This is a genomic window from Nostoc spongiaeforme FACHB-130 (assembly GCF_014698475.1).
In the GTDB taxonomy this organism is placed as follows: domain Bacteria; phylum Cyanobacteriota; class Cyanobacteriia; order Cyanobacteriales; family Nostocaceae; genus Nostoc_B; species Nostoc_B spongiaeforme.
Genome location: NZ_JACJTB010000009.1, coordinates 57,916 through 81,742 on the forward strand (window position 1 = coordinate 57,916; position 23,827 = coordinate 81,742).

The window sequence follows — 23,827 nt, forward strand, 5'->3', positions numbered from 1 at the left end:
CAACTTAGACTGGTATAGGTTGGATGGAGGAACGGAACCCAACATTTTCAAGGCTTTGTTGGGTTACGCTATCGCTACACCCAACCTACTATTCTCTGCTGGTGACGATGACTATGAGACGTATTCAAACAATGTCAACTTAATGCCGTGATATTTCTGTTCAGTGTATCACTTTATATATAGTATTTTTTCTAAGTAGATTTACCGAATATACAAAAATCAATGAATTTACGGTGAACTCTCAGAAATGAGTAACTTATAATCGAGTTGCATCAACTTTATTTAAAATTATAATTTTGCAAAATCCCAGCTAATACCTAAAAAATGGCAGTTGTTTGACACTAATTATAGAGGTGACAAATAGCCAAGAATAAATGAAAATATCCATCTATTAGGTATCCAAGACTGATGCTTAAGCAAAATCTGAAATAAAATCAGGATGAGAGCAAATGGTTAAAAGCAATTTCAGAAATCTGATTGTAAAAAAGGATGTATTAGCTCTTCTGAATGATTTTGCTCAAGCGATAGATTGTCAGTTTACTATAGAAAATACGGAAGGCGAAATACTCTTCGGGCAAGCAGGAGGAACCTGTGCGATCGCTCATCCGATAGAATTTGCTGGTGAAGTGATTGGTTGGGTACGTGGTTCACAACAGGCATCTGGTGTTGCTTCATTCCTGACTTATGCACTCAAACAAGAATCTGAGAAAAAAAATCTCGCCCATGAACTGCTAGAAAGATATCAAGAAATTGATTTACTCCATGATATTTCCATTCAAGTAACTGCTAGTCTTAATCTCCGTCCAGTTTCTCGATTGCTCATCCAAGAAGCCGCTCAATTAATCCCTTCTACTGGTGGCGCGATTTTATTATTAAATCAAAAAACCAATGTCTTTGAAATCCTCGCTGAAATTGGCAGCAGCAGTTATCTCCAGCAACCGATAAAGCTAGGCGAAGGCATTATCGGTAATATAGTGCAGATGGGACGCGGGGAAATTGTGAACAATATTGTTGCTTATCCCAGATATCTTGGAGAAAAGAAACAATTCAATTCCTTGATTTGTGTGCCGTTAAATGTTGAAGAACGGGTAGTTGGGGCAATTGTCATTGGTAGCGAAACTGCGGTTAATTATACTAGCCGAGACTTAAAATTATTAAGTATATTGGCAATGCAGGCGGGAGTGGCGATTGAAAAAGCCTTGCTTTATGAACAAAGTTGTGAAGCGGCAAAAATTGCCCAAATCCAAGCGCAACAACTCCAAACTACACTGCATGAATTACAACAAACGCAAGCACAGTTAATTCAAAGTGAAAAAATGTCAAGTTTGGGGCAATTAGTCGCTGGTATTGCCCATGAAATTAATAATCCAGTTAATTTTATTAGTGGAAATATTAATCATGCTCAACAATATGTTGATGATTTATTGCGTCTAGTCCATATCTATCAAGACAACTGCGACTATCTTCCAGAAATTCAAGAACTCAGCGAAGAAATTGATTTAGACTTTGTTTCAGAAGACTTACCGAAACTAATCAGTTCCATGAGTTTAGGTATTAAGCGTGTGCGAGAGATTGTATTATCCTTACGCAACTTTTCTCGCACCGAGCAATCACAAATGACCCCAGCCGATATTCATGAAGGTATTGATAGTACTCTGCTAATTTTAGATAATCGCTTAAAGACAAGCTGTAGCAACTTAGGAATTGAAGTCATCAAAAATTACGATGTAATACCTTTAGTTGAGTGTTATCCCAGCCAACTAAATCAGGTATTTATGAATATTCTGGCAAATGCGATCGATGCTTTAGATGGTCAGGAAAAAGAAGGGATTATTACTATTAGCACCTCATTGGAAAATGGCAAATCATTTACCCATTCTCCATATATAGTGGTTCGGATTCAAGATAATGGTTCAGGAATGACCCAAGATGTGCGCGATCGCCTTTTTGAACCATTCTTCACCACCAAACCCATCGGCAAAGGTACAGGCTTAGGAATGCCCATTTGTCGTAAAATCATCGAAAAGCATAACGGTCAAATAGAATGCTTCTCTGAACCCGGACAAGGCACAATTTTCTGCATTCACATTCCCATCTCCGCTCGCAAGAATGTGGAAGTCCCAAAAAATATGCTGAGTAAAGGCTCTTTTACCTTTCAACCACCAATTAACACCGTTGGCGCACCTATACCCACAACCGTAGTTAACGGCACACCTGTAACAGTATTCACACCAGCTACCTGAGATGTAACTCGCGCGGCAGGTCTACCACCAATCAAAACCGTAAACGACCCCAGCACAATACTACCAGTCACCACAGGCCCCGCTACTAAATCGCCAACACAAGCTGCGGGTAAACCTGCAATTAAAACATTCGGCACACCAGGCCCAGTAATTGGATCGCCTGTGACAGTTAAATCAGTTAATCTTGCTGCGGGAAACATAAGTTTTTAGGGAGTAGGGAGTTGGGAATAGGGAGTAAGGGTGTAAGGGGGAGAAGAACCAATGACAAATGACCAATGACCATTAACAATTCAACCGAACTACCCCGCCTAAAATGCCGACGGAAGCTGCACCGTTGATACTCACCGTAGCACCAGCATTTACGCTGACCGAACTACCAGAATTAGCGGAAATTGCGCCACCAGCATTAGCACTCAAAGAACCTCCAGCTTGCACACTGATGGAACTACCAGATTGGATACTCACAGTTCCCGTCGTTCTCATCGTAATACCACTGGGTGTAAGTTCAATACTTGTACCCCCTACAGTTAAAGAAATTTTTTGTGTTGCAGTTAAAGCAATTTCACCACCGTTGACACTAATTTTATTGGCTGTCCCGGTTGTCCCAGATTTAACGGTGATGTCACCTGTAGAAGTCAAGCTAATAGTTTTATTACTATCATCACAGCGAAATTTGTGACCGCCTGTAGTTTCTAATTCAGCAAATTTATCGCTGTCATTCATCCGCAAATTATGACCGTCTACTGTTTGCAGATATGCGCCTTTTTTAGTGCCTTTATCTTCTTCAACAAATTGGAGTTTATGTCCAACACGGGTTTTAAACGTTCGTAGACGCACTTTCCCACCAACAACAGTGTTACTAACTGTTTCTGGTGGTGCGTCTGTGCCATTCCACACACCACCAATCACATAAGGACGATGAATATCACCGTGTTCAAAGGCGACTAAAACCTCATCGTTGATCTCTGGTAAACAGTCAAAACCTCGACCTGGGCCTGCACCAACACTCACAACTCTTGCCCAATTACTTTCATGTTCTTCAGTTAAGGTCGGAAACTTCACCCGCACACGACCCCAGCCTTGTGGGTCATTGTTATTACTAACCACACCTACTAGTAGAGTTTGTCCTGCTTGCAGATGTGTTTGGGGTGAGAGAGTTGCTAATAAATCTCCCGATCGCAAACCCCGCACACTAAACTCTGTGACAAATTTTCGCTCATGAAACAGATGGCGAGTTTCGGTCACATAGTAACTACCACTGTAACTACCCATATCTGTCAACTTAATGACTTTCCCTGGCCTGATCTTGGGGTTTCCTTCACCGACAGCATCAGCCATCACAAACTCGCCACCCAGTTCATTACACAAAGCTTGGGCGATTTTTGCAGCTTCATTCACACTAAACACAGGCTGGTCTACTACAATCATTTTCGGCTGGCTGCTGAATTTTGTGCTGCTTGAACTGCCTTTGCCGTTATCTGTGGTGGTAATAACCTGCTCTGTAGAGGCTGTAGAAACAATTGATTTTTTGGTAGAGTAATCCCATCCTCGGACTTCTACAGAACTGACTTGTTCTGCACTACTAACACGAATCCGGAAGTTATGGATATCTTCTAACCATTTGAGCGATAAAGATTCGTTTTGGGCAGGTTGGCGAAAGTTTAATTTACTATCCTGCACATATAATTCAAAGCCGAGACGGGCGGCTCGTTCGCGCAAAAATTCCATATTGGTCTGATTTTCTTGAAAGATGTAATCATGAACAATAGTGGTAGAGGTAACTGTACCTGCTGTAATACCTGCTTCACCGATAACTTGGTTTACCACATCGCTATCGGTAACATTTTGAAAGGAGCGATTGTAACGTCCTCGGTGCAAGCGGTGGGACATATCATAGCCACGAATGATGATGGGAGCTTGAGAACCACTGGTGAACTCAGTTTCTATGGCTGTAATTTCCCCTTCTAAGACGTAACCTTGCTCTGCATCTTCAAAATCTGCGTTTTGCGTCGTGCTAGAAACAAAACCGATTTTAATTTTCTTACCAATAGCAAATAAACTTTGATGCTTCCAAGTTGCTTCTGTTGTCTGTCCTGGAAAGTAATCATTACGGATTACTAAAGTAAACATTCCTGGTAGATGTAGACTTTCTTCAACTGTGATTTGCAAAATATCATTGAGCAAATCAGCAGAAGCATTAGTGCTATCTATTTGTAATAGTGGCTCAGGTATGTAAAGAACAGGCATACACATTGGCAAGAGGTGATTGCCAATAGCCTAGTGAAGATATTGTATTACAGGCTATTCCCCAAAGGTCGAATTAACTGCGGCTACTTCTGCTGTCGCCAGTGCGGTCTACGCTGCTAGATGTTCCCATCCCTGGCTGGGAGATTGATTCATCAACTTCTTCTAGGGTGAGGTTAACTTTGGCTCGTACTGGTGTACCGTCTGGTAAAAACAAAGTCAGGCTGTAGTTAAGAGATTGGACAAAACAGCGTAAATATTGCTGGTCGCCCCAGGTAAATATATACACTGGTGGACGTTTTTCTTTACCTGCGCCAGCTTCGGCAAAATTAACGGCTTTTTCAAATTTTTTTAGATGGGTGAGGACGCTAGTACCGCTCTCGTAGGTATCAAATATGATGTTATTAATACTGAGCCTACATGGTTCGGGATAAGCGAAACTAACTTTTGGTAAACCTCGCCCTGTACGCGCACCGCTACTTTTGGTCAAATTAATTTGCTGCGAGAAGTCTAACTGAGAAGGGTTAAACATAAACTCGATATCTGGCGCAGCTTGTTCTGTGGCGATGAGTGTTGCTTTTACTAAACGACTAGTCATAGTTGGGGAGTGGTGATGGAATTGAGAAAGTAAAAAATAAAAAGGCAAAAGTAAAAAGGAACTAATCTTCTACCTTTTGACTTTTGACTTTTTCCTTTTGTCTTACTAGCCCCTATTTCCTGATTATTTCTGCTGGACTGTCAAAGTATACTTATGCTTGGCATCAGGATTAAATGTGCCGACCCAAATTTGATAAATACCTTTTTTCCAGTTGCGATCGCTAATACTAGCATCTTTACTTCTGCCAGTGTCATCGCCGCAACGAATTGTGTCATTGTCTGGGCCTTTCACTAGCAATGTTGTATCTGTATTCCCAGTGTTAACTAATATTGTTAGTTGCTCAAAGTCTTTTTCTAAAACCATTGTGTAATCTGGTTTAGGATCTGCAAAACCAATACAAGCTTTTTTATCCCGATCGCGGTTACTAATCGCCGACAAGGAAAAAGAACCACCCGTATAACCCGAAAATTTACCTTGGGCAGTTTCAAACCCTGGTACTAGACTAAACTTACCAAAGTTGGGTGTTTCGGCGATCGCTGGTGCTGCTGTTACAGCTGCTAAGATAGCTAAAACCCAGCCGATTCGCTTCTGAAGTCGGGGGCGACGGTCTTTCATAGTAGCCCTCCAACAGGCTTGACTAAATGTAGTTATATATACATATTGTAATTAATTCATTCCTGAAAATTTTGATTTAGCTGTGCCACATCCTAATGTGACACAGAAAGGATTAGTTATTGGTCATTGGTCATTTGTCTTTGGTTTTAGACTTTTTCTTACTCTTGCAGTTGCAGGAAAATCCCGCCTTTGAGTGCGTTGGTTTCGCTACTGTAATTACTGACTGTGAGCGATCGCAATCTGTTAAAAAATGGTTTACCCAAGACTTCTATGAGTTTCAGCACAGGGATTTGCCTTTCTAAAACTCCTTGACTTTTTGCCCAATCTAGATATACATAACCTTGATTGGGTTGAGGAATCGCCGCGACGCTGGATTGAAAATTGCGATTGTCTAGTAATGATTTTTTACCAGCAAGAACTTCATCCATTGTCGCCAAGTCGGAAGTAAAAATTTCGTAATTGTCGAGGGTGGTGTGTATCCCTTGGGCTGTAGCTTCAATGGTAAATGATGGTTGGTCTTTAGCTGCTGTTTTTTTAGCGGTTAACTCTGTCCAAGCCGAGATTTGTTGTTTGTTTAAACTCAGGGTGTTGCTGCTAAGTCCCTTTGCGGATGCGATCGCATCTAATTTCGCAATTCCTTCGGGTAATTCCTCAGTTTTCTCCACGACAAAAATCCAATCGGGGAGAACTTGGGTTGTACGTGGTAAAAGTGCGATCGCATATTCTCCTTTAACCCAGCTAAAAATATCTTGAGTAAAGTTCATCCCCAAGGTTTTCTGTACTTCTGTTAATGGTTGTAGCAAGCGGGAAATCACATCTGTTTCTGAACCAGAAATGGCTGTTTTGATTTGCGTCCAGAATTTTGCTAAATCACTGTCAGCCAAGTTGCTTAAGTTTGCACCAGAAATCGCTAAACCCGCCGATGCTGGAATATATTTCAACGCCTCGACTGGTTTTGTGAGTGGTGTTGCTGACGGGGTGAGTTCGGATGCTGTTAAAAAGCTGGTTTCTGCTAATAAACCTTTGGAGTTCAAGCCCAAAGACACAATTTCACTGTCGTAGGTTGGTTCTGGTAGTTCTAAACCTTGCCATTGAGCAATGATGGGAAAATTTAAGAAAGCCACGGCTAAGGAAGCTTCCGGTAATTGCTGGAGGGCTTTTTGGTATTGGGGCGAACTTGTTAAATTCAAGTCTGGTGCTTGGACGTTGTTAATTGCATCCTTGACAACGCTGGGACTATTCGCAAATAACACAAAGCCATCACCAACCACTGCGGCTGCAAGTTGGCTATCATAAAGCACCTTCACACCTTGATATTCTTCGGTATCTAAGTTAGCGCCAGCCAATACCCGCTTAGAAAATAGCAACTCCACAAACTCGCGGCTTTTGTCTTGTTTGTTGGTAGCTAAAGCCATGAGATATCCTGGCTGCTGTCCATTGGCGGAATCACGGTCTAAATCGGTGGTGGTGACAGCTAGGGTAATTTCGTTACCTAACCAAGGCTGAATATCTTTTTGATAATCAATGCCACTCTTAGCCAATAAACTAGTTTTGATTTTAGAAATTTCCCCTTCCCGCTCTAAAGCTTGCAAACGGTCAGGGTTAGTGAGTAAAGATACCATCACCGGGGAAAGCTTGGACACAAAAATAGCTGCACCAGGCTGGGAGGTGGTGGAAGTGATGAGGGTAACAGGAGTTCGGGTGAAGAACCAAAAACCTGCGATCGCAATTAACACCAGTGCGATCGCACCAGCCGCTATAAAACCAAAAAATGAACTTTGCCGATTTACCATAAAGCTATTCAATACTGACTTTCACAGCCATTTAAGCAGAATTAATGAACAGGGTGTAGGGTTTAGGGGTGTAACCAGGGGTGTGGGAAGTGTGGGAAGTGTGGGAGGGGTGGGAAGTGTGGGAGGATGGTGAAGAAATCTTTCCCCCCGCTCTCCCCGCTCTCCCCACACTCCCCACACTCCCCACCCTCATTTGGAGCATCACTGAGAATCATTGCTCATGCTAAGGGAGAGATTTTCTGTCAACATAAATGTATAGGATCGTTTACAAAAACTTCATGACAGATAAATCCTTTGGTCAACCTATGATGCAAATTAGTGTAGAGGAATTAGCCGAACGTTTAGCTACTGGCGATGGAAATATTCAGTTAGTAGATGTGCGTGAACCCCAAGAATTAGCGATCGCCAGTCTCCCAGGGTTTGTTAACTTACCTTTGAGTGAATATGCTGACTGGAATGAAAAAATTTTCACGATGTTGAATCCAGAAGCCGAAACCTTCGTCCTTTGTCATCATGGCGTGCGTTCTGCTCAGATGTGTCAGTGGTTGATTGCTCAAGGATTTACCAATGTCAAAAATATTACAGGTGGTATTGCAGCTTATTCCCAACTAGTTGACCCAGCAATCCCACAATATTAGTCAATAGTCAATAGTCATTGGTCATTTGTCCTTTGTCATTGGTTCTTCTCCCCCCTTGCCCCCTGCTTCTTCTTCCACTCCCCACAATCAGCATTTATCCTGACGACATCTAACTTAAATGGTGAGAAAAATAAGTATCTAACAATACAACTTATCTATAAAATTTGTGGGAAGATACTTAATAATTAAAAAATTTTAAATTGTCAACCAGCTTTTTAGCTGAAAAGATTAATAGGTTCAGAATGAGCAACTAAATTAATGTTGCTGTCGGTAACTATAATATAGATAAAAATTTTGCTATCTTAATTAACTAATATTAATCTTTTTTTGCATTAGCTCAAAAAATTTTTTTCAAACTTTTCTTAAATTTGCTTTCGGTAATACACACCTTATGGAAGTCCAGTTAACCAATCGACAACAGCACATCCTTTGGGCAACAATACGTCACTACATTGCGACAGCAGAACCTGTTGGATCAAAGGTTTTGGTGGAAGAGTATGACTTAGGCGTTAGCTCGGCCACAATTCGCAATGTGATGGGTGCATTAGAAAAATCTGGGCTACTTTATCAACCACACACCTCAGCCGGAAGAATACCTTCTGACTCCGGTTATCGCATTTATGTTGACCAGTTAATTACACCTTCTTTGCGAGACGCTACACGAACAGAAACCTTAGCCAAGGAAGTAGAACTATCACTCCAACAACGCCTGCATTGGGAAGATTGGAGTTTGGAAGCCCTAATTCACGGAGCCGCACAGATTTTAGCTACATTAAGTGGTTGCATTAGCTTGATTACTATGCCCCAAACTTCAACAGCCTTAGTGCGACATTTACAACTGTTGCAAATTGAAGCTGGTAGAATCATGCTAATTTTAGTCACAGATGGCTATGAAACCCATTCTAAAGTGATGGATTTGCCTCCAGGAAAAGAAAATTTGCAACTCGATGCTGAAGTAATTGATCGGGAGTTGCAGATAGTTTCTAACTTCTTAAATAGCCATTTGCGCGGGCGGAGTTTATTAGAAATAGCTAACTTAAATTGGAGTGAATTAGATCAAGAATTTCAACTGTATGGCGAATTCTTGAAAAGTTCGGTTGCAGAATTAAGCCGTCGTACTCAAGCACCCACCACAACACAAATTATGGTGCGTGGTGTCACAGAAGTATTGCGTCAGCCAGAATTTTCTCAATTGCAGCAAGTCAAAACAATTATGCAATTGCTAGAAGAAGAACAAGACAAATTATGTCAATTAATCTTTGATGACCCAGAGACAGAAGATGCAAGTAAATCTAGAGTGACAGTGCGAATTGGTGCAGAAAATCCTTTAGAGCCGATACGTACTTGCAGCTTAATTTCTTCTACCTACCGTCGAGGTTCTGTACCGATTGGTAGTGTCGGGGTTTTAGGGCCGACGCGCCTAGATTACGAAAGTGCGATCGCAGTAGTAGCCGCCGCCGCCGATTACCTGTCTGAAGCTTTCAGTTAACAGCTTTCTCGCAATCCCACGGACTAAGTTTGTATCTTTACTAACCCTTGATGATTTGACTGAATCTAGGTTTTAATGGAATTTCCTACTTTATACGTTTCAACTTTACAGAAATCCTAGGGTATCATCTCGGAAACTAGAACTGTTCCCAAACAAGTGAAACGTATTTTGTGAGGAAGACTAAAACTTGCAGATAGGCTAGGGAATTCAGTCAATGATCAAGGTTGTGGGATTGTTGTTAATGACCGGATTTTGGTTATTCATGCTTTATGACTGTATTCGCAACGAACCAGACAAGCGATTATGGCTGTGGGTTTTAATTATTGTCAACTTTTTTGGGGCGATCGCTTACTGTTTTCAACGTTGGATACCGCGAGGATATATCCCAGTTCAGAAGCATTGGAAAAACTTGACAAGTAGCCGTAAACGGCGCAAAGTAAAAGCAAAAAGTATCAAAAAAGCTGCTCATTATGTGAATTTCAGTCATCATCTCCCAGATGACGTGGAAAGCTTTGATCAACCAACAGCCTCAAATCAGCAAGATTTCAACAACGCCGATGACAATCTCCAAACTCTTTGGGATGAAGCATTTATTGATATTAAAAATAAAAAATACACCTCTGCCAAGTCTTATTTACAAACTATATTAAAAATAGATCCAGATTATAAATATGGTGATGCTTCTTTAATGTATGGCGAAACATTGTTTGCTTTACAAGAATTTGAAGCCGCTAAACAGCATCTAGAAAACCACATTCAAAATTGGAACCATCCACAAGCTTATATCATCTTGGCTGAAATTCTCTCTCTCCAGGGAGATGTACAGACTGCATGTAATTATCTCGAAACAATTATTGTTAAAATTCAAGAATCTTCCTACTTCCACTACAAACGTAAACGACTTGTCAGTAAAGCAGCAAAACTCTTAAGAACCATAAAACGTTAAAATAAACTTATTTTTAAGTTTATGTTGCGAAAAGTATCTCTGTTTTCCCTTTGGGTGGGATTTGTTGTATATGCTTTCTTTTTAGCACCACCTGATCAACCCGATACATTCGAGTTAATCAAGAAACTTTCTCTTGGGCAATGGCAAGGAATTAACCCTTTAATTATTTCCTTATTCAATATTATGGGAGTCTGGCCTCTTATTTATAGTGCAGTAGTATTTACTGACGGGAGATGTCAAAAAATTCCAGCTTGGCCATTTGCGACTGCATCTTTTGGTGTGGGTGCTTTTGCTTTGTTACCTTATTTATTTCTCCGGAAACCAAATCAAGAGTTTTTTGGCAAAAAAACTCTTTTCATCAAGCTGTTAGATTCTCGTGTGACTGGTATTATCCTCACCGTAATTGCAAGCATATTAGTTGCTTATGGAGTACAAGGTGGAGACTGGCAAAATTTTATCCAACAGTGGCAAACTAACCGCTTTATCCATGTGATGAGTTTAGATTTTTGCCTATTGTGCATATTATTTCCGCTATTACTAGGAGATGATATGGCGCGTCGAGGTTGGAACCATCATCAAATATTCTGGTTAATTAGTTTGGTTCCATTATTCGGCCCATTAATTTATTTATGTGTACGTCCAGCTTTACCAGAAATTGAGACAACAGGTATATCCAAGCAACAAGTGACTGTTAATTAAAAATTAAGATACCCGACTTCTTTGAATAGTTGGGTATCTGAGATTTCATTTCATCCTTCATACTTTATACTTCAAATTTTTCTCTTCCTTTGTGATAATTGCTTATGGCTTATTAGGTGATTGGGCAGATTTTGTGCAACAATTTCAAAGCGATCGCTTCATTAATAGTATGAGTTTAGCATTCTGCCTATTCTGTATTTTATTCCCCACCGTTTTAGGTGATGATATGGCGCGTCGTCGCTGGAATAGTCCTGCAATCTTTTGAACAGTATCACTTATCCCTTTAGTTAATATATTGGCTTATCTGAGTTTACGTCCATCTTTACAAACAAATCTTACTCAGGAATTTGCAGTAATAAATAGATAATTTTACTCTAGTGATCGCTGCATATAAAAATAGATTATGGGTATTACTTACCTCATAATCTATTTTTATATGCAGCCTAATTCTTAGTAGGAATTGTCAGAAACCAAGTGCAGTACATCTCGGACTACAGTAAAACCATTTAAATCCCATAGTAAATAAGCGAGAAAACCAATCATCGCAAAACGACCATTATAAAGTTCAGCTTGAGGAGTGAAACCAAGTTCAGCAGCATTACGATCTTTGCCATTATATGCAGTTTCAGTTTTATCGCTAGGATAAAGTTCTATTGTTAAATTTCCTACATAATATATTCACATTTTTTATATTATTTACGAATCTATATCCTATTATCTGTCTGTAGTTTCAAATCATTAGTAAATCCAGAGAAATAGCTTACTCATAAAACTGCGATATTCCACATTCTAAGAAAGTATCAATTATTTTTTGTCGAAAATTGAGTGAGTGCGTACGTTTTTATTTCTATCTTTTTAAGATGTACCTCTTATTTATCGTACCTCAATTAGACCGAAAAACGTTATCATCTGATTTTGGATTAGCTAAGAGTTGATTGTTCAGTTTTTCAGCCATTCATCTGCCTCCATTATTTTTCAATTTGGTATTATTTCATTTTCATCTGAGTCTGGAACTTTAAAAACTTGGTTTGATGAGTTGCAGGCAAAATTTGGATAGCTCGATTACAATAGAGAATAGCTTGCTGTCTGTTTCCTTGCTGACACATCTCTTGAAGTAAACTGAACCAACGCTCACGAATTATAGCAATACCACTAATATCATTAATGTCAGGTCTCTGTTTGATTTGTAGACTTTCTTCAAAGGCTGCAATCGCTAAATCATACTGACACAATTTACATAAAATATCTCCTAAACTATTTAAACCCATTGATAAGCTTTTTCCCATTTTGTGGCCTAAACTTCTTTTCAAATTATTACTTCTTTCCAGAACTTGAACTGCTTCTAACCAGTACTCTTGACCCAAATATCCTAACGTAATTCCTAAATCTGTTAGTGCAGTTGCCAAACCCGATTCAGTTTTGGTAACACCTTCCAATAACATCCTTTCTTCCAAAGCAACAGCTAGACGGTGTTCTGTGACTGCATCTTTATAATTACCTTTCTTTCGCAAAATGTTACCTAAATTTGTATGCGCCTTGGCTAACCCTTGTTGGAAATTTTGCTGTTGATAAATTAAGATTGTACGACGGAGTTGTTTGATTGCATCTTCGTACTTCCCATCAGAGGCTAAAACATCTGCATAGGTATTGCGATACCGACCTTCTACTACTAACTTTTCTTCAGATTCAAAGTTTTTCAGCAATTGTTCTATTGGTTTGAGCAATTGTAATATTTGTCTTCTTCCAACTGATTTATTGTGATCCATATACTTAGCTTGCTGCACTCGGCAACGAACGTCATACTCCCAATCTCTACGACTTTCAGCAAGTTCCCTAAAAATAGACATTAGTTTAACAGCATAGGAATTGTAGGCACTGTGATAATCAAAAAAATCCTCACAGAAATTAAAACCAAAGGAATATTCTGCAATTTTTTTCTCTTTTAACCATTCTGCTGCATAGATAATATTATCTAGTTGCTTGATAATTTTGTGGGGTGAACCTTCAGTTAACAGTGATTCTAATTCTTGAATTTCTCGAATTTTCTCAATAAACTTTTGATGTCTATCTTCTGCAAGTCTTAATAAAGAGCGTTGCTGTCCTAGTTCTCGTGCAAATTCTCGTAATAGGGTTTGCAATCTATATCGAACTTCACTGATATCTATAAGTGAATATCGACAAAGTTGTGCCAGCTTTAGACGTGTTAGTATTGATGGATAACCTGCTACTGCAATTACCACATCTGCTGTAAATCCATCAGCTGCACAAACGGATAAACAAGCAAAGAGATCCTTTTCCTCAGAAGATAATCGATTAATGCTCAAATTAAAACAGGCTCTGACATTTCGATTTGGTTTTTCCTCTTGACTCAACAAATCTAACTTTGCTTGTTCTAAATAGTTAGCATACTCAGAAAGACTGAAGGCAGTATCCACATTCAAAAATGAGCCAACTATACTCAATGCTAGTGGTAAACCTCCAACTAGTTTGACAATTTTTCTAGCTGCCTCTGGTTCTGTCAGAATTCTTTGTCTACCTGTTTCACCCATTTCTTTAGTTAGTAAGTCTAAACCATTTTCTAAAGAAAGTGGCTTCAGATGAATCCGTTTCATCGGTAGGCGATCACAAAAACGTTTATCACGTGTAGTAACAATTGCTGCACATTTTTGCCCACTGGGAAATAGTTCTTGAATTTCCTCATTGTCGGCATTATCAAAAATGAACAACATACGTTTTTGTTGAAATAAATCTGTTAAAAACAAAACTGGATCATCATCACTCTGAAGTTTTATATTGCAACAGCGCAAAAATTGTAGAGCTACCTCTTCGATTGTCTTACCACTGACATCTTGGTAGAATGCACCATCTGGAAAGAAATCTTTCCAATGTTTTTCAGCAAATAAGAAAGCGAGTGTTGATTTACCAACACCTACTGAACCATCAATACAAATTAAGTTAGTCCATTGCCCTTCTTTGGCTTGAATCAAAAATTTTTCTAATTCTTTGAGTTCTTCTTGATCAACTAACGTCTCTGGATTTTGTCGAGGGATGTTGCCAGACCAATCACCAAGAATCCGATTAAGATTTCCTGACCGTCTATCCAGTTGGTTAGCAATTTTTTCACAATCTGATAAATCTTGTGTCAACCTTTTAATATCAGCATCAATACGGTTAAGTTCGACAGGATAGTCAGTCTGTGTACGTTTATCACGGAGTTCCTTTAGTGTCTTGCGGATATCAGCACAATCATCCTGAACTTGCATAACTAAATCAGGCGGATACTTAGGTTTCTGTAGTGATTGGGAAGAAAAGTCCATAACCTATCTCCTGCGATGCAAACCAGCCAGGACTTGCTTCCAAATTTCTCCAGGTACTCTCTCCACAACTGCCAACAGATCCATACCTGTTCCCCACTCAAATTCGCTTTCTAACTCTATAAACGGAATAAGTGGAATAGCGACTTTCAGGCGGTGCTTGATATCTAAACTAGAATCTTTCACAATTTCTACTGCTTCGCTTGTTGCGGGTGGCAGAGTTGGCAATACTCTTGTCTCAATAGCACTTAATATTTGCTGCATTTGAGATTCAGAAACGCGATCTAGTGAACTTAATAATGCTCGCATCAATTCGATTTGCGTTTGATTCAATGCTGCGACTACAGTTTGGATGATTCGTTGTTCATTTGTATCATAGTAGGAAAAAAACTCATACCTTATTTGAGTCAAAGATTGATATAAAATCTTTTGTTCATTCACTAAACGATCAGCCTTTACATTTACTTGATCAACTGTGTTCTGTAACTGCTGTAGTTCAGTATGAAGAGTTTGGATTTGGGTAGGAATTTGCTGCATAGTGACATCTATTGGTTGTCCATTTGCAGCAAACATCTGAGATAAGTTTTGATATTCTTGTAAATATTCGTTGATATATCCTTTGAGTCTCTTAATAGCACTTTTATACCGACGTAGTTCAATTGGGTTTTCTGTTTCGTTAATTGCAAGCCTTAAATCTGTGATAACAGATTGAGTTTCTTCAATACTTTGGTTAAGAGATGTTAAACTGTCGCGCAGGGATGGTGGAAGCATAGGTATATGGAGTTGAAAAAGTAATTAATCCGAAAAAATGCACATAAAGGTTTGAAACAGCAATTTACATTTAGTATCATTCTTACATAGTAAACAAGTGTATTATTAACTGCATCACAAGCTAAATTTTTTGATTTTTCATTAACTTGACGTATTCACAAGTCCTCTTACTTGATATTCTTCTGATTCTATTAGTTGATAATTATCTCCTATTACTTGAGCAAATTGACTATCAATCGCTATTAAATCTGCTTCAGGAATAGCTTGCCATTGTTCTCTTGTTGCCCAGCGAATAATGAAAGTTACTTCTGAGGGGTCGTTTGGGTTAATCCAGACTTCTTTGCTGAGGAAACCAGGATACTTTGCTAATGCTGTCGTCCAAATTTCTGCATCCTTTTGGATAAAAGTTTCTCGCAGATTTGGGTCAACCTGAAATTTTAGCAGTTCTATAACTACACCCATTGATTCCTTATGTTTGCTAATTTGTCAAAATAGAGATGTAGGCTAGAATTAACTCCGCTTCCAGCATAGCTTGATTGCATACACTCAAGAGCAAGGAGGCTGGTTTGAAATAAATAACAGGAAGGATGTATGGATAGCAACAACTGGTTGCAACAACTAATGATGGTGGGAATTGGTACAACGTCTTTGGTGGCAGAAAAGCTACGTGAGGTGAGTGATGAATTAGTCAAAGACGGTAAGCTTAACCCTGAGCAAGCTAAGGCGGTAATGGACGATATTGTACAGCAGCTGAAGTCGGAGCAAGGCAATTGGGATGCTCAAATGCAACGGCAAATGCGGAATATGTTGCAAGATTTAGGAGTGGCGCGTCAGTCTGAAGTTGATGAACTCCGGGGGAGAATTGACCGTTTAGAACGTCAAGTACGGGATTTAGAAAATAAGCTTTGGCGTTAAAATGTGCTTTCTGATTTAAACTAAATGTGTCCTGTTGGTATTGCTTTTACCAAACGACCTCAGTATGGAGGACTAATTTTGAAAGCAATTTTACTCAGCGTGGGTGTCATGCTGGTTTGTGTTGTGGTTTTAGTGTTAGCACAATTAGGCGGTAAACCGGATACTGCCATTGCGGCTAATTTGACCCAAGCGCAATCATCCCCCGCTACCATTACAAAAAACGATACTCTGATAGCGAATAACACTATGTCTGATAAAAATGTTGTCACTACTCCCTCTGGACTAAAATACGTTGAAATCAAAGAGGGAACTGGGGCAACTCCTAAGCCTGGTCAAACAGTTGTAGTTCACTACACTGGAACTTTAGAAGATGGGACTCAGTTTGATAGTTCCCGCGATCGCGGCCGTCCTTTTAGCTTTACTATCGGCGTAGGACAAGTGATCAAAGGTTGGGACGAAGGACTCAGCACCATGAAAGTTGGTGGTCAGCGTGAGTTGATTATTCCTTCAGACTTAGGCTATGGTTCCCGTGGCGCAGGTGGCGTGATTCCACCCAACGCTACCCTAATTTTTGATGTGGAATTGCTTGATGTTAAATAAAGTCTGAAGTGTGAAGTATGAAGTCTAAAATTTTCAGACTTCATATTTCATAGTTAATAATTTGGTCTGGCTAGGTTTTTAAATTTGGTATATTGCGGGTCGAATAAGAGTTTTACTGTACCTGTTGGGCCGTTGCGGTGTTTTGCTACTATGACTTCAGCAATACCGCGATCGGGGGTATCTGGTGAATAATATTCATCGCGGTATAACATAATGACTAAATCCGCATCTTGTTCAATACTGCCGCTTTCTCTCAAATCAGATAACATTGGGCGTTTGTTGGTACGTGCTTCTACGCCGCGACTTAACTGTGATAATGCAATTATAGGTACAGATAACTCACGGGCTAAACCTTTGAGACTGCGCGTGATGCGAGATAATTCTTGTACGCGGTTATCGCCTGCGCCTTCCATTAATTGCAGGTAATCTATGATAATCAAGCCTAAATCTGCGCCTTGTTCGGCTTGCAATCTTCTGGCTTGCGATCGCATCTCGTTGACTGTTATATTCGGCGTATCATCAATGTAAAGTGGAATCTCGGAAAGCATACCAATTGCCCGACTTAACGGTTCCCACTGGGTTTGGCTAATACGTCCACTCCGCAGATAACCAGATTCAATTCCCGCTTCACTGGCTAATAGTCGCTGTACTAGCTGTTCTTTGGACATTTCTAAGCTAAAAACAGCAACTGGTAATTTATATAAAGCAGCGATATTATGACCTAAATTCAAACAAAAGGCTGTATTGTGAACACAGATATCGTTAGCAACAAAATTGTGTGTTTCAGGAATTGTTAAGTCATAAACTTGCTTATAACCTACTAACTCAATGGCTACAATTTCATCCCAATAGATATCACTAGTAGCTAACTTTTGTAGTTGTAAATTTTCTAAAGCAGTTGCTAAATTCCACAGCCGTTCTCTTTTTAAAGCACGTTTACCGACGTGCATATTTGTATAGTTTTGAATGCCAGCACGTTTGGCTAAACTTGCCCAAGATTCGTTACCTTTAGCTATTACTATCTGTTCCCAAATTTCACTAGGAATTAAGTCACAATTAGTTTGATATCGTTTTTGTGATATTGCTTCTGCCACTTTTTCTAAGGCTGCTTCTTTACCAAAAATCCCAATTTCCGAAATAAATGTTTTGATACTTTGGGCATCAGTAATATCTAATTGCCAAGCTTGTCTGCGAGTGTCTTGATATTTTACCGAACGTTTTTTCAGTCTGGCAATAATGCCAAATCGCAATAATAAATGTTGTATTTGTCTTGCTAGTTTTTCGCTAACAGAACAGTAACCTAATTGTGATTGACCGCTTGACAGTAAAGTTGCCCAACCATCTGTAGCAAACAGACGATTGAGAAACATAGCTATTTGCGATCGCTCTAATTGAAATACAATGGCTGGTACTGTTTTGCTATGGGCATTTTTCCCCCATAACCCTAACTCTTCTAACCAATTTGCTAAAGAATTTCGGCTGGCTTTGCTGATGCTAGTAAATCCATGAGGTGCAAATTCCTCTGGTTCAGTTTCGAGAAGTGTACACAGTTGTTTAAAAGTATCAAAATTTGGTACACACAGCCCTTGCTGCCAAATACTGAACAAAGATGGACTGACATTTAACTCACAACTCAATTGTCTAGCAGTTAAACTTTGAGATTGAACTAAAGTTTTTAAGCGTTGAGCAAACAACTGTCTTTGACTAGCAATAAATTCTAAATCACCTCGAACACAAAGTGATGGTGTGCGTTGTCCTTGGGAAGTCTCCCAGCGCACAGTTAAACCACCAAAATCAGCCACAGCTTGAGAAAATTCTGCTTGTAGTAACGGATTACTATTTGTAAATCTGGGATTGCTATTAGTTAAACCACCATCACCAATTAAATAGGCGAGTAATTTCACCTCACATTCACGCAGAGTTTTTGTCCCGAATACATCTATTTTGCGCGGTACAGCAATCTGATTTCCAACTTGCAGGTTTTCTAATCTTTGCCAGCCTTGAATGGTTAAGAAGGGATGGGTAATTGTGGTTTCAATGGTTCTTCCCAAACGAGTTGTCACCCGAAAAACAGGTTTAATACCGTCATCGACAAATGCAGATGGTTGGGTAAAGCTAAATTTCCAGTTATCATTTAACGTCAACAACGAGCCTTGGCGTTGTTTGTACAATTGTTCAATTGTTGTAATTTGTCCATCTGCCAAGACAATTTCCGCATCAAAGCTGAGGCATTTACCCATTGACGGCCTGCCAGCGACGATAATCAAATCAGAACGCTGAAAACCGCTAGTCATAGCATCTAAATCATAAAAGCCACAAGGAATCCCAGGTAAAGCGACACCTTGATGGCGTGTTTCAATATCTTGAAAAGTATTGACTAAAGTATCAGAAATATGCACTAAGCCTGACTGGGGTCGTTCTTGGGTGACACCAAAAACTTTCTGTTCTGCTTTGTCTAAAACTATGGGTAATTCGGTTTCTGTCTCGTAACCTAAATGAACAATTTCGTTACCAGCTTTAATTAACTGTCGCCGCAGGTATTTTTCCATGACTAAGCCTGCTAAAGCGTCGATGTTAACAGCAGAAACTGTCCTGTCTACGAGGGTGGCTAGTTTATTTCTCCCACCAATCCGCGCTAGTAAATCATTATCTGCTAACCAACTGGTAATAGAGAGTAAATCTGTGGGTTTACTTTGGGCGTGGAGGCGCAGGGCGGCTTGATAAATATCTTTATGGGCGCTAATGTAAAATGCTTCAGGAACTAAGCGATCGCTAACTCGCCCAATCGCTTCTGGATCTAGTAAAATTCCCCCCAAAATCGCTTCTTCTGCTTCAATATTTTGGGGTGGTAGGCGATCGCTACCATCGCCTTGAAAACTTAATTCTTCCGCCATATATAATTTTGGATGAGTAATTTAGGATATCACTTAAGTTAACCTTAGCTAAAACATAGGGAATTGCCTTTGTATCCTGTTTCTGAAGGTGTCTGTGCCGACAAAGGTGGGGTTTGGGGTTATATAACTGTACCATCCGGGTTGATGGCGATCGCCCCGTTGCTGGGGTTGCTTTGGATGGTCAGAGTACGATCGCCTGATCTTGTAGGTTGGGTGGAACGAAGTGGAACCCAACAAATGCCATAAAGAAAACTACAAAACTTTCAACTACCAAAATATCTCAATTCCAACGGTAAAATTCACGCCACAATTATTTTACCTGTTGCAATATTCTCTTAAAATATGATGATTTGGTGTTGGGTTACGGCGCAACATAGATTTAGTGTGTCTCTACAAATACCCTTGTGCGCCTGCACCCAACCTACAATAACTCAGGTCAAAATCTCAAAACATACTAACTAGCAACAACTTCAACATCGATTTGCGCTGTTACTTCTGAGTGCAACTTGATTTCAGCCTTGTAAGTACCCAGTTTGCCAATGTCGGGGATGGTAATACCACGACGGTCAACTTCTAGGTTAGCAGCTGCTTGAATTGCATCGGCAACATCTTGAGTGGTGACAGTACCGAAAATGGCTTCGTTTTCACCAACTTGCTTGGCAATTTTCAAACTGCCAACTTTTTCTAAAGCTGCTTTTTGTTCTAAGGCTTGTTGTTTGAGTTCCAATTGCCGTTGACGTTCTTGTTCACGACGGCGTTCTACTTGTTTGAGAATACCAGGAGTAGCACGGGTTGCCAAACTCTTGGGAATAAGGTAATTTCTAGCATAGCCAGGAGCAACTTCTACTAAGTCACCTAATTTGCCTAACTTGCTGACATCTTGAGTTAAAACTAACTGGACACGTTTCGCCATTGTTTTGTTGTTTTTCCTGTAAAATCTCAATAACTTGGGTTGCAGCCGGATAACCTACATGAGTGTAGCTGTATCCCAAGGGGCTTTGTCTATACCCTAAAGCTTACAGATCCTAGCGAAAGGCGGGGGGCGATCGCAACTGTTTCGCCGATCAAAAGTCAAAAATCATCAACAGCAATGTTAAATCTTACTTAAAAATTTTGTGAACTTGCTTTTTAATCGTCCGTAATGTTGTTTCCCACTGGCTTGGTCTGGCTGGGGCGGGAATTGCCGCAGGTGGTATGGCGGGATTTAAATTGCGGTAATATTCCCAAATATCCCAATAAGGACAACCTGGTTGAATGCGAATCCCCGCCCAGTGGAGATATTGCAGGGGTTGATTAACAGCCGGATCAATCAAAATGTTACCCTGCCGTTGAAATTGTGGACTACCTGCCCAATTTCCTGGTGCTTTTCCTGGGCGACGCACCACATTAAAACGGCGCGGAATCCGTTTGAGCAACATATAGTTGATAATTGGTTGGTCAGAAGTCTTTTCCGAAAAGTCGAAATAATCTGGATGGGCGGCACATTCAGCAAAGATTTCGTACAAATCTTGTTCAGAAATGAGGTTTTTCTTGGAAGCCCAAAAACCGCCATTGAAAATATCTTTGACTTCAGCCTCAGTAAATACTTGATCTGTTAACACTTTCTCGCTGAAGACGTTTTTAATGCCACCTGAATGTTGATAATCACAGCAAATAAAATCTGTATTTGCCAAGTAATTGAGATTATCAATAATCTTTTCAAAGACCACAATATCTGTATCAATGTACAAAAATTCATCGAACTGTCCGAACCAACAAGCCTGTTTCCGAAATTGATTAGGACGGGCAAAAAATTGACCACCGAAAGTTTCGTGTAATCTTCTAGAAAGACGGTCGATAAATTCTAAGTCTTCGTATAGCTGTACACCATAATATTGATTTAGTGTGGCAGCTATGTTGTGATAGTTATCATCATAAGGAATCATGACGATTGGTGTATTCGTATCATAAGTACGGATACTGTTGAGGAGTGCGATCGCATGATCTGTCACCTTATCATTGGCAATAATATAAATTCCGCGACTCATGTTCTCTACCTCAACCTGCTAATCCTAATTTTTTGAGAATCCGTTTACCTAAACTTGGTGGCGCGTTATGGGCTTTGAGTTTAGTTGTAAATTGTGGTCGCTCATTTGGTGCATACAAATAGCGATAATGTAAGAAAATATCTCTGTAGGGAAAATCTATATTTTCACCCGCACAGAGTTGATTAAATATTTTGGAAGACAAGCCAATATAATGCAGGTAAGTGAGTTTATTTCCCTTATCGTAGAGAATATGATCTTGATTTTGGAAATGTGAGGAAGTTACAGAACAACCAGTAGCTTGATCGCTAGGTAAATTCAGGGCAAAATTGTAAATAGAAGTATTGGTTTTCATCCGCATATAGTTCAGAACGGACTGGTTAGGCGCACCCATGTATAATACTTCCGAGTCACCTTGATTTAATTGTTCTAATATCCATTCTCTTTGTTCTGCGGGAAATACACCGCGTTTAGAAGCATAGAAACCAGAACAGAAAATTTCCGATTCTATGCGCTCTTTACTAAACACTTCATAGAGCTTAGACGAAGACACATTATATATATGCGTCGGGTCTTTATACTGAAAGTCGTAGACAACAAAATCGTAATTATCTAACTTCTCAAAGACAAAATCTAAGGGCTGCATGACTAAGGTATCAGCATCCAAATAAATGAACTTTTCAAAGTAACTATTGGAGTCAAAAGCGCAATAACGACGATTTTCACCCACTCGATAAAACTTTTTAATACCTTTGGTTTGCCAAGTTTCAATGGCTGTCGGGTGAGATTGCCAAACACGATGGGAAAATTCTTCCCATCTCGCAAAAATTTCTGGATCTTCTAATAGGGTGACATTTTTTCTCGCTGCAACTTCAGCCCGAACTAAATCTACCTGATCGTTATAAGCAATAACGCATACCGGCACATCGCCAGCATTAACTTCGATGCTATTGAGTAAGGCTACAAGTTGGTTGTAGACATAATCATTAGCCAAAGTATAAATGCCATTTGTCATAAGTTTTATCCGTTATTTTTCACAAACTTTGCTAACCAATTGAGCAGATTTAATTCATGTAAAATTATTTGACGAGCTTCGGCGATCGCATCTTTGGCTGCATACCAAGCATCAGGCGTAGCAGTGACTTCTTGAATGTAAGCGATGCCTTTTTCATCTAAGCTGGGTAATCTTAAAAAACTCCCAGGTGGTAATAATTTATCCGCAGCCGGGCCGCCATAGTATATTGGCAAACACCAAGCTAGTAGAGCATCCCAAAGTTTTTCACTTACATACCAATTATTATCTGCATAATTTTCAATTGCCAGATTGTAATAATACGGAGCCATACCATACCATTTATTACCAAGCTCTCCCCGCGATTTTGCTGTTGCTGGCAAGTCACGTCCATACAAATCAAATTTAATTTCACTCGCCTGCATGGAATGTAAAAAGCTTAAACGCTGGCGATGATTAGCAGTCCGGTTAATTCCAGAAGTAATCCAACTACAGGGAGCAACTTTTTCTGGAGGCGGCATTTCGTTTAAATCTTTAAATGAATTGCTGTGATACCAAATAGCTGGCATATATTCTGGAACTGGGGCAAAATCATCAGGGCCAGAGATATAACCGCAATATTGTTGTGCTATTTGATAAGCTTTTTTGTGTTTTTCTACTACTTCATCTAAGGGTGGTTCTCGCATCAGGTAGATGACTCTTTCTTTATTCACTCCCCGTAGCAAAGAATTGATATTTATTTCTGTTTTTTTTGGTTTTTGACGCAGTTTATCCAATAAAGATTGTTTTTGGGGTGTATGGGGAAAATCAAACTGATACATTAATAAAAAATCAGGTTGACTAGCTAAAGCCTGGATTTGAATATTTTCCCAAATCCCAAAAAAATGTGGTGTTTGTTGCCACAGCCAATCGCCTCTAGTTTTCAGAGCGCCATAGCTGCTAATCATACCAACAGTTTTGATATTCATCTGACAATTTTAGATTTTGGATTTTAGATTTTCGATTGGTTATACCAATTCACGAAATTATTGA

The 23,827-nt window shown here is 39.7% G+C and carries 23 protein-coding genes; 9 read left to right on the plus strand and 14 right to left on the minus strand.

Features of this window, described 5'->3' with window-relative positions; translation table 11 throughout:
• Nucleotides 1–449 precede the first annotated feature (449 nt).
• Nucleotides 450–2,243, plus strand: a complete 1,794-nt coding sequence (locus tag H6G74_RS09935; RefSeq protein WP_190967506.1) for a GAF domain-containing sensor histidine kinase — start codon at nucleotides 450–452, stop codon at nucleotides 2,241–2,243.
• On the opposite strand, the gene H6G74_RS09940 is transcribed toward H6G74_RS09935, so the two are convergent.
• From H6G74_RS09940 to H6G74_RS09960, 5 genes are all read right to left on the minus strand, one after another.
• Complete coding sequence (locus H6G74_RS09940; protein WP_190967507.1) at nucleotides 2,156–2,443, minus strand: PAAR domain-containing protein; 288 nt, start codon at nucleotides 2,441–2,443, stop codon at nucleotides 2,156–2,158. The genes H6G74_RS09935 and H6G74_RS09940 overlap by 88 nt on opposite strands.
• Before the next feature lie 82 nt (nucleotides 2,444–2,525).
• On the minus strand, nucleotides 2,526–4,490 hold the full coding sequence (locus tag H6G74_RS09945; RefSeq protein ID WP_190967508.1) for a VgrG-related protein: 1,965 nt from the start codon (nucleotides 4,488–4,490) through the stop codon (nucleotides 2,526–2,528).
• 73 nt (nucleotides 4,491–4,563) lie between these two features.
• Nucleotides 4,564–5,085: a CIS tube protein gene (locus H6G74_RS09950; protein ID WP_190967509.1), complete on the minus strand. Its 522-nt coding sequence runs from the start codon at nucleotides 5,083–5,085 to the stop codon at nucleotides 4,564–4,566.
• A gap of 123 nt (nucleotides 5,086–5,208) precedes the next feature.
• Nucleotides 5,209–5,700 (minus strand): hypothetical protein, encoded by a 492-nt coding sequence (locus H6G74_RS09955; RefSeq protein ID WP_190967510.1) that lies wholly within the window; start codon nucleotides 5,698–5,700, stop codon nucleotides 5,209–5,211.
• 158 nt (nucleotides 5,701–5,858) lie between these two features.
• Nucleotides 5,859–7,493: a DUF3352 domain-containing protein gene (locus H6G74_RS09960; RefSeq protein ID WP_190967511.1), complete on the minus strand. Its 1,635-nt coding sequence runs from the start codon at nucleotides 7,491–7,493 to the stop codon at nucleotides 5,859–5,861.
• Nucleotides 7,494–7,771: 278 nt separating this feature from the next.
• On the opposite strand from H6G74_RS09960, the gene H6G74_RS09965 reads away from it, so the two are divergent.
• The 5 genes from H6G74_RS09965 to H6G74_RS09985 all read left to right on the plus strand — a co-directional run bounded on the left by H6G74_RS09965 (nucleotide 7,772) and on the right by H6G74_RS09985 (nucleotide 11,530).
• Nucleotides 7,772–8,131, plus strand: coding sequence for a rhodanese-like domain-containing protein (locus tag H6G74_RS09965; protein ID WP_190967512.1), 360 nt, complete (start codon nucleotides 7,772–7,774; stop codon nucleotides 8,129–8,131).
• Nucleotides 8,132–8,522: 391 nt separating this feature from the next.
• Entirely contained in the window at nucleotides 8,523–9,620 is a 1,098-nt protein-coding gene (gene hrcA, locus H6G74_RS09970; RefSeq protein WP_190967513.1) for a heat-inducible transcriptional repressor HrcA, read from the plus strand.
• A 214-nt stretch (nucleotides 9,621–9,834) separates the two neighbouring features.
• Nucleotides 9,835–10,566, plus strand: coding sequence for a tetratricopeptide repeat protein (locus H6G74_RS09975; protein ID WP_190967514.1), 732 nt, complete (start codon nucleotides 9,835–9,837; stop codon nucleotides 10,564–10,566).
• Between the two features lie 21 nt (nucleotides 10,567–10,587).
• Nucleotides 10,588–11,265, plus strand: a complete 678-nt coding sequence (locus H6G74_RS09980) for a DUF2834 domain-containing protein (RefSeq protein ID WP_190967515.1) — start codon at nucleotides 10,588–10,590, stop codon at nucleotides 11,263–11,265.
• A 91-nt stretch (nucleotides 11,266–11,356) separates the two neighbouring features.
• Nucleotides 11,357–11,530 (plus strand): hypothetical protein, encoded by a 174-nt coding sequence (locus H6G74_RS09985; RefSeq protein ID WP_190967516.1) that lies wholly within the window; start codon nucleotides 11,357–11,359, stop codon nucleotides 11,528–11,530.
• Nucleotides 11,531–11,715: 185 nt separating this feature from the next.
• Here the strand turns inward: H6G74_RS09985 and H6G74_RS09990 are convergent, their stop codons facing one another.
• The 4 genes from H6G74_RS09990 to H6G74_RS10005 all read right to left on the minus strand — a co-directional run bounded on the left by H6G74_RS09990 (nucleotide 11,716) and on the right by H6G74_RS10005 (nucleotide 15,812).
• Nucleotides 11,716–11,919: a chlorophyll a/b-binding protein gene (locus H6G74_RS09990; protein WP_190967579.1), complete on the minus strand. Its 204-nt coding sequence runs from the start codon at nucleotides 11,917–11,919 to the stop codon at nucleotides 11,716–11,718.
• 332 nt (nucleotides 11,920–12,251) lie between these two features.
• Entirely contained in the window at nucleotides 12,252–14,582 is a 2,331-nt protein-coding gene (locus tag H6G74_RS09995; protein WP_190967517.1) for a tetratricopeptide repeat protein, read from the minus strand.
• A 3-nt stretch (nucleotides 14,583–14,585) separates the two neighbouring features.
• Entirely contained in the window at nucleotides 14,586–15,350 is a 765-nt protein-coding gene (locus H6G74_RS10000; RefSeq protein WP_190967518.1) for a hypothetical protein, read from the minus strand.
• A 141-nt stretch (nucleotides 15,351–15,491) separates the two neighbouring features.
• The gene (locus H6G74_RS10005) at nucleotides 15,492–15,812 is read right to left on the minus strand and encodes a TIGR03792 family protein (protein ID WP_190967519.1); all 321 of its coding nucleotides are present in this window, start codon (nucleotides 15,810–15,812) and stop codon (nucleotides 15,492–15,494) included.
• A gap of 129 nt (nucleotides 15,813–15,941) precedes the next feature.
• Between H6G74_RS10005 and H6G74_RS10010 the strand changes: the two genes are divergently transcribed.
• Both H6G74_RS10010 and H6G74_RS10015 read left to right on the plus strand, forming a co-directional pair.
• Nucleotides 15,942–16,265, plus strand: a complete 324-nt coding sequence (locus H6G74_RS10010) for a phasin family protein (protein ID WP_190589226.1) — start codon at nucleotides 15,942–15,944, stop codon at nucleotides 16,263–16,265.
• A 78-nt stretch (nucleotides 16,266–16,343) separates the two neighbouring features.
• On the plus strand, nucleotides 16,344–16,865 hold the full coding sequence (locus H6G74_RS10015; RefSeq protein ID WP_190967520.1) for an FKBP-type peptidyl-prolyl cis-trans isomerase: 522 nt from the start codon (nucleotides 16,344–16,346) through the stop codon (nucleotides 16,863–16,865).
• 53 nt (nucleotides 16,866–16,918) lie between these two features.
• Here H6G74_RS10015 and dnaB read toward each other — a convergent pair whose 3' ends face one another.
• Entirely contained in the window at nucleotides 16,919–19,759 is a 2,841-nt protein-coding gene (dnaB, locus tag H6G74_RS10020; RefSeq protein ID WP_190967521.1) for a replicative DNA helicase, read from the minus strand.
• Nucleotides 19,760–19,828: 69 nt separating this feature from the next.
• On the opposite strand from dnaB, the gene H6G74_RS10025 reads away from it, so the two are divergent.
• Complete coding sequence (locus H6G74_RS10025; protein ID WP_190967522.1) at nucleotides 19,829–20,005, plus strand: hypothetical protein; 177 nt, start codon at nucleotides 19,829–19,831, stop codon at nucleotides 20,003–20,005.
• 208 nt (nucleotides 20,006–20,213) lie between these two features.
• Here the strand turns inward: H6G74_RS10025 and rplI are convergent, their stop codons facing one another.
• The 4 genes from rplI to H6G74_RS10045 all read right to left on the minus strand — a co-directional run bounded on the left by rplI (nucleotide 20,214) and on the right by H6G74_RS10045 (nucleotide 23,763).
• Complete coding sequence (rplI, locus tag H6G74_RS10030) at nucleotides 20,214–20,672, minus strand: 50S ribosomal protein L9 (protein ID WP_190672363.1); 459 nt, start codon at nucleotides 20,670–20,672, stop codon at nucleotides 20,214–20,216.
• Between the two features lie 187 nt (nucleotides 20,673–20,859).
• Nucleotides 20,860–21,786, minus strand: coding sequence for an Npun_R2821/Npun_R2822 family protein (locus H6G74_RS10035; protein WP_190967523.1), 927 nt, complete (start codon nucleotides 21,784–21,786; stop codon nucleotides 20,860–20,862).
• A 10-nt stretch (nucleotides 21,787–21,796) separates the two neighbouring features.
• A complete protein-coding gene (locus tag H6G74_RS10040; RefSeq protein WP_190967524.1) occupies nucleotides 21,797–22,798 on the minus strand; it encodes an Npun_R2821/Npun_R2822 family protein in 1,002 nt (333 codons plus the stop codon).
• Nucleotides 22,799–22,803: 5 nt separating this feature from the next.
• Entirely contained in the window at nucleotides 22,804–23,763 is a 960-nt protein-coding gene (locus H6G74_RS10045; RefSeq protein WP_190967525.1) for a glycosyltransferase family 10 domain-containing protein, read from the minus strand.
• Nucleotides 23,764–23,827 lie beyond the last annotated feature (64 nt).

Coding starts and splice junctions, on each gene's coding strand:
- H6G74_RS09995 (WP_190967517.1), bottom strand. CDS start 14,582: ATGGACTTTTCTTCCCAATCACTACAGAAACCTAAGTATCCGCCTGAT.
- hrcA (WP_190967513.1), top strand. CDS start 8,523: ATGGAAGTCCAGTTAACCAATCGACAACAGCACATCCTTTGGGCAACA.
- H6G74_RS09950 (WP_190967509.1), bottom strand. CDS start 5,085: ATGACTAGTCGTTTAGTAAAAGCAACACTCATCGCCACAGAACAAGCT.
- H6G74_RS09965 (WP_190967512.1), top strand. CDS start 7,772: ATGACAGATAAATCCTTTGGTCAACCTATGATGCAAATTAGTGTAGAG.
- H6G74_RS10010 (WP_190589226.1), top strand. CDS start 15,942: ATGGATAGCAACAACTGGTTGCAACAACTAATGATGGTGGGAATTGGT.
- H6G74_RS10005 (WP_190967519.1), bottom strand. CDS start 15,812: ATGGGTGTAGTTATAGAACTGCTAAAATTTCAGGTTGACCCAAATCTG.
- H6G74_RS09975 (WP_190967514.1), top strand. CDS start 9,835: ATGATCAAGGTTGTGGGATTGTTGTTAATGACCGGATTTTGGTTATTC.
- H6G74_RS09960 (WP_190967511.1), bottom strand. CDS start 7,493: ATGGTAAATCGGCAAAGTTCATTTTTTGGTTTTATAGCGGCTGGTGCG.
- rplI (WP_190672363.1), bottom strand. CDS start 20,672: ATGGCGAAACGTGTCCAGTTAGTTTTAACTCAAGATGTCAGCAAGTTA.
- H6G74_RS09980 (WP_190967515.1), top strand. CDS start 10,588: ATGTTGCGAAAAGTATCTCTGTTTTCCCTTTGGGTGGGATTTGTTGTA.
- H6G74_RS10045 (WP_190967525.1), bottom strand. CDS start 23,763: ATGAATATCAAAACTGTTGGTATGATTAGCAGCTATGGCGCTCTGAAA.
- H6G74_RS10040 (WP_190967524.1), bottom strand. CDS start 22,798: ATGACAAATGGCATTTATACTTTGGCTAATGATTATGTCTACAACCAA.
- H6G74_RS10035 (WP_190967523.1), bottom strand. CDS start 21,786: ATGAGTCGCGGAATTTATATTATTGCCAATGATAAGGTGACAGATCAT.
- H6G74_RS09935 (WP_190967506.1), top strand. CDS start 450: ATGGTTAAAAGCAATTTCAGAAATCTGATTGTAAAAAAGGATGTATTA.
- H6G74_RS09940 (WP_190967507.1), bottom strand. CDS start 2,443: ATGTTTCCCGCAGCAAGATTAACTGATTTAACTGTCACAGGCGATCCA.
- H6G74_RS09955 (WP_190967510.1), bottom strand. CDS start 5,700: ATGAAAGACCGTCGCCCCCGACTTCAGAAGCGAATCGGCTGGGTTTTA.
- dnaB (WP_190967521.1), bottom strand. CDS start 19,759: ATGGCGGAAGAATTAAGTTTTCAAGGCGATGGTAGCGATCGCCTACCA.
- H6G74_RS10000 (WP_190967518.1), bottom strand. CDS start 15,350: ATGCTTCCACCATCCCTGCGCGACAGTTTAACATCTCTTAACCAAAGT.
- H6G74_RS09945 (WP_190967508.1), bottom strand. CDS start 4,490: ATGCCTGTTCTTTACATACCTGAGCCACTATTACAAATAGATAGCACT.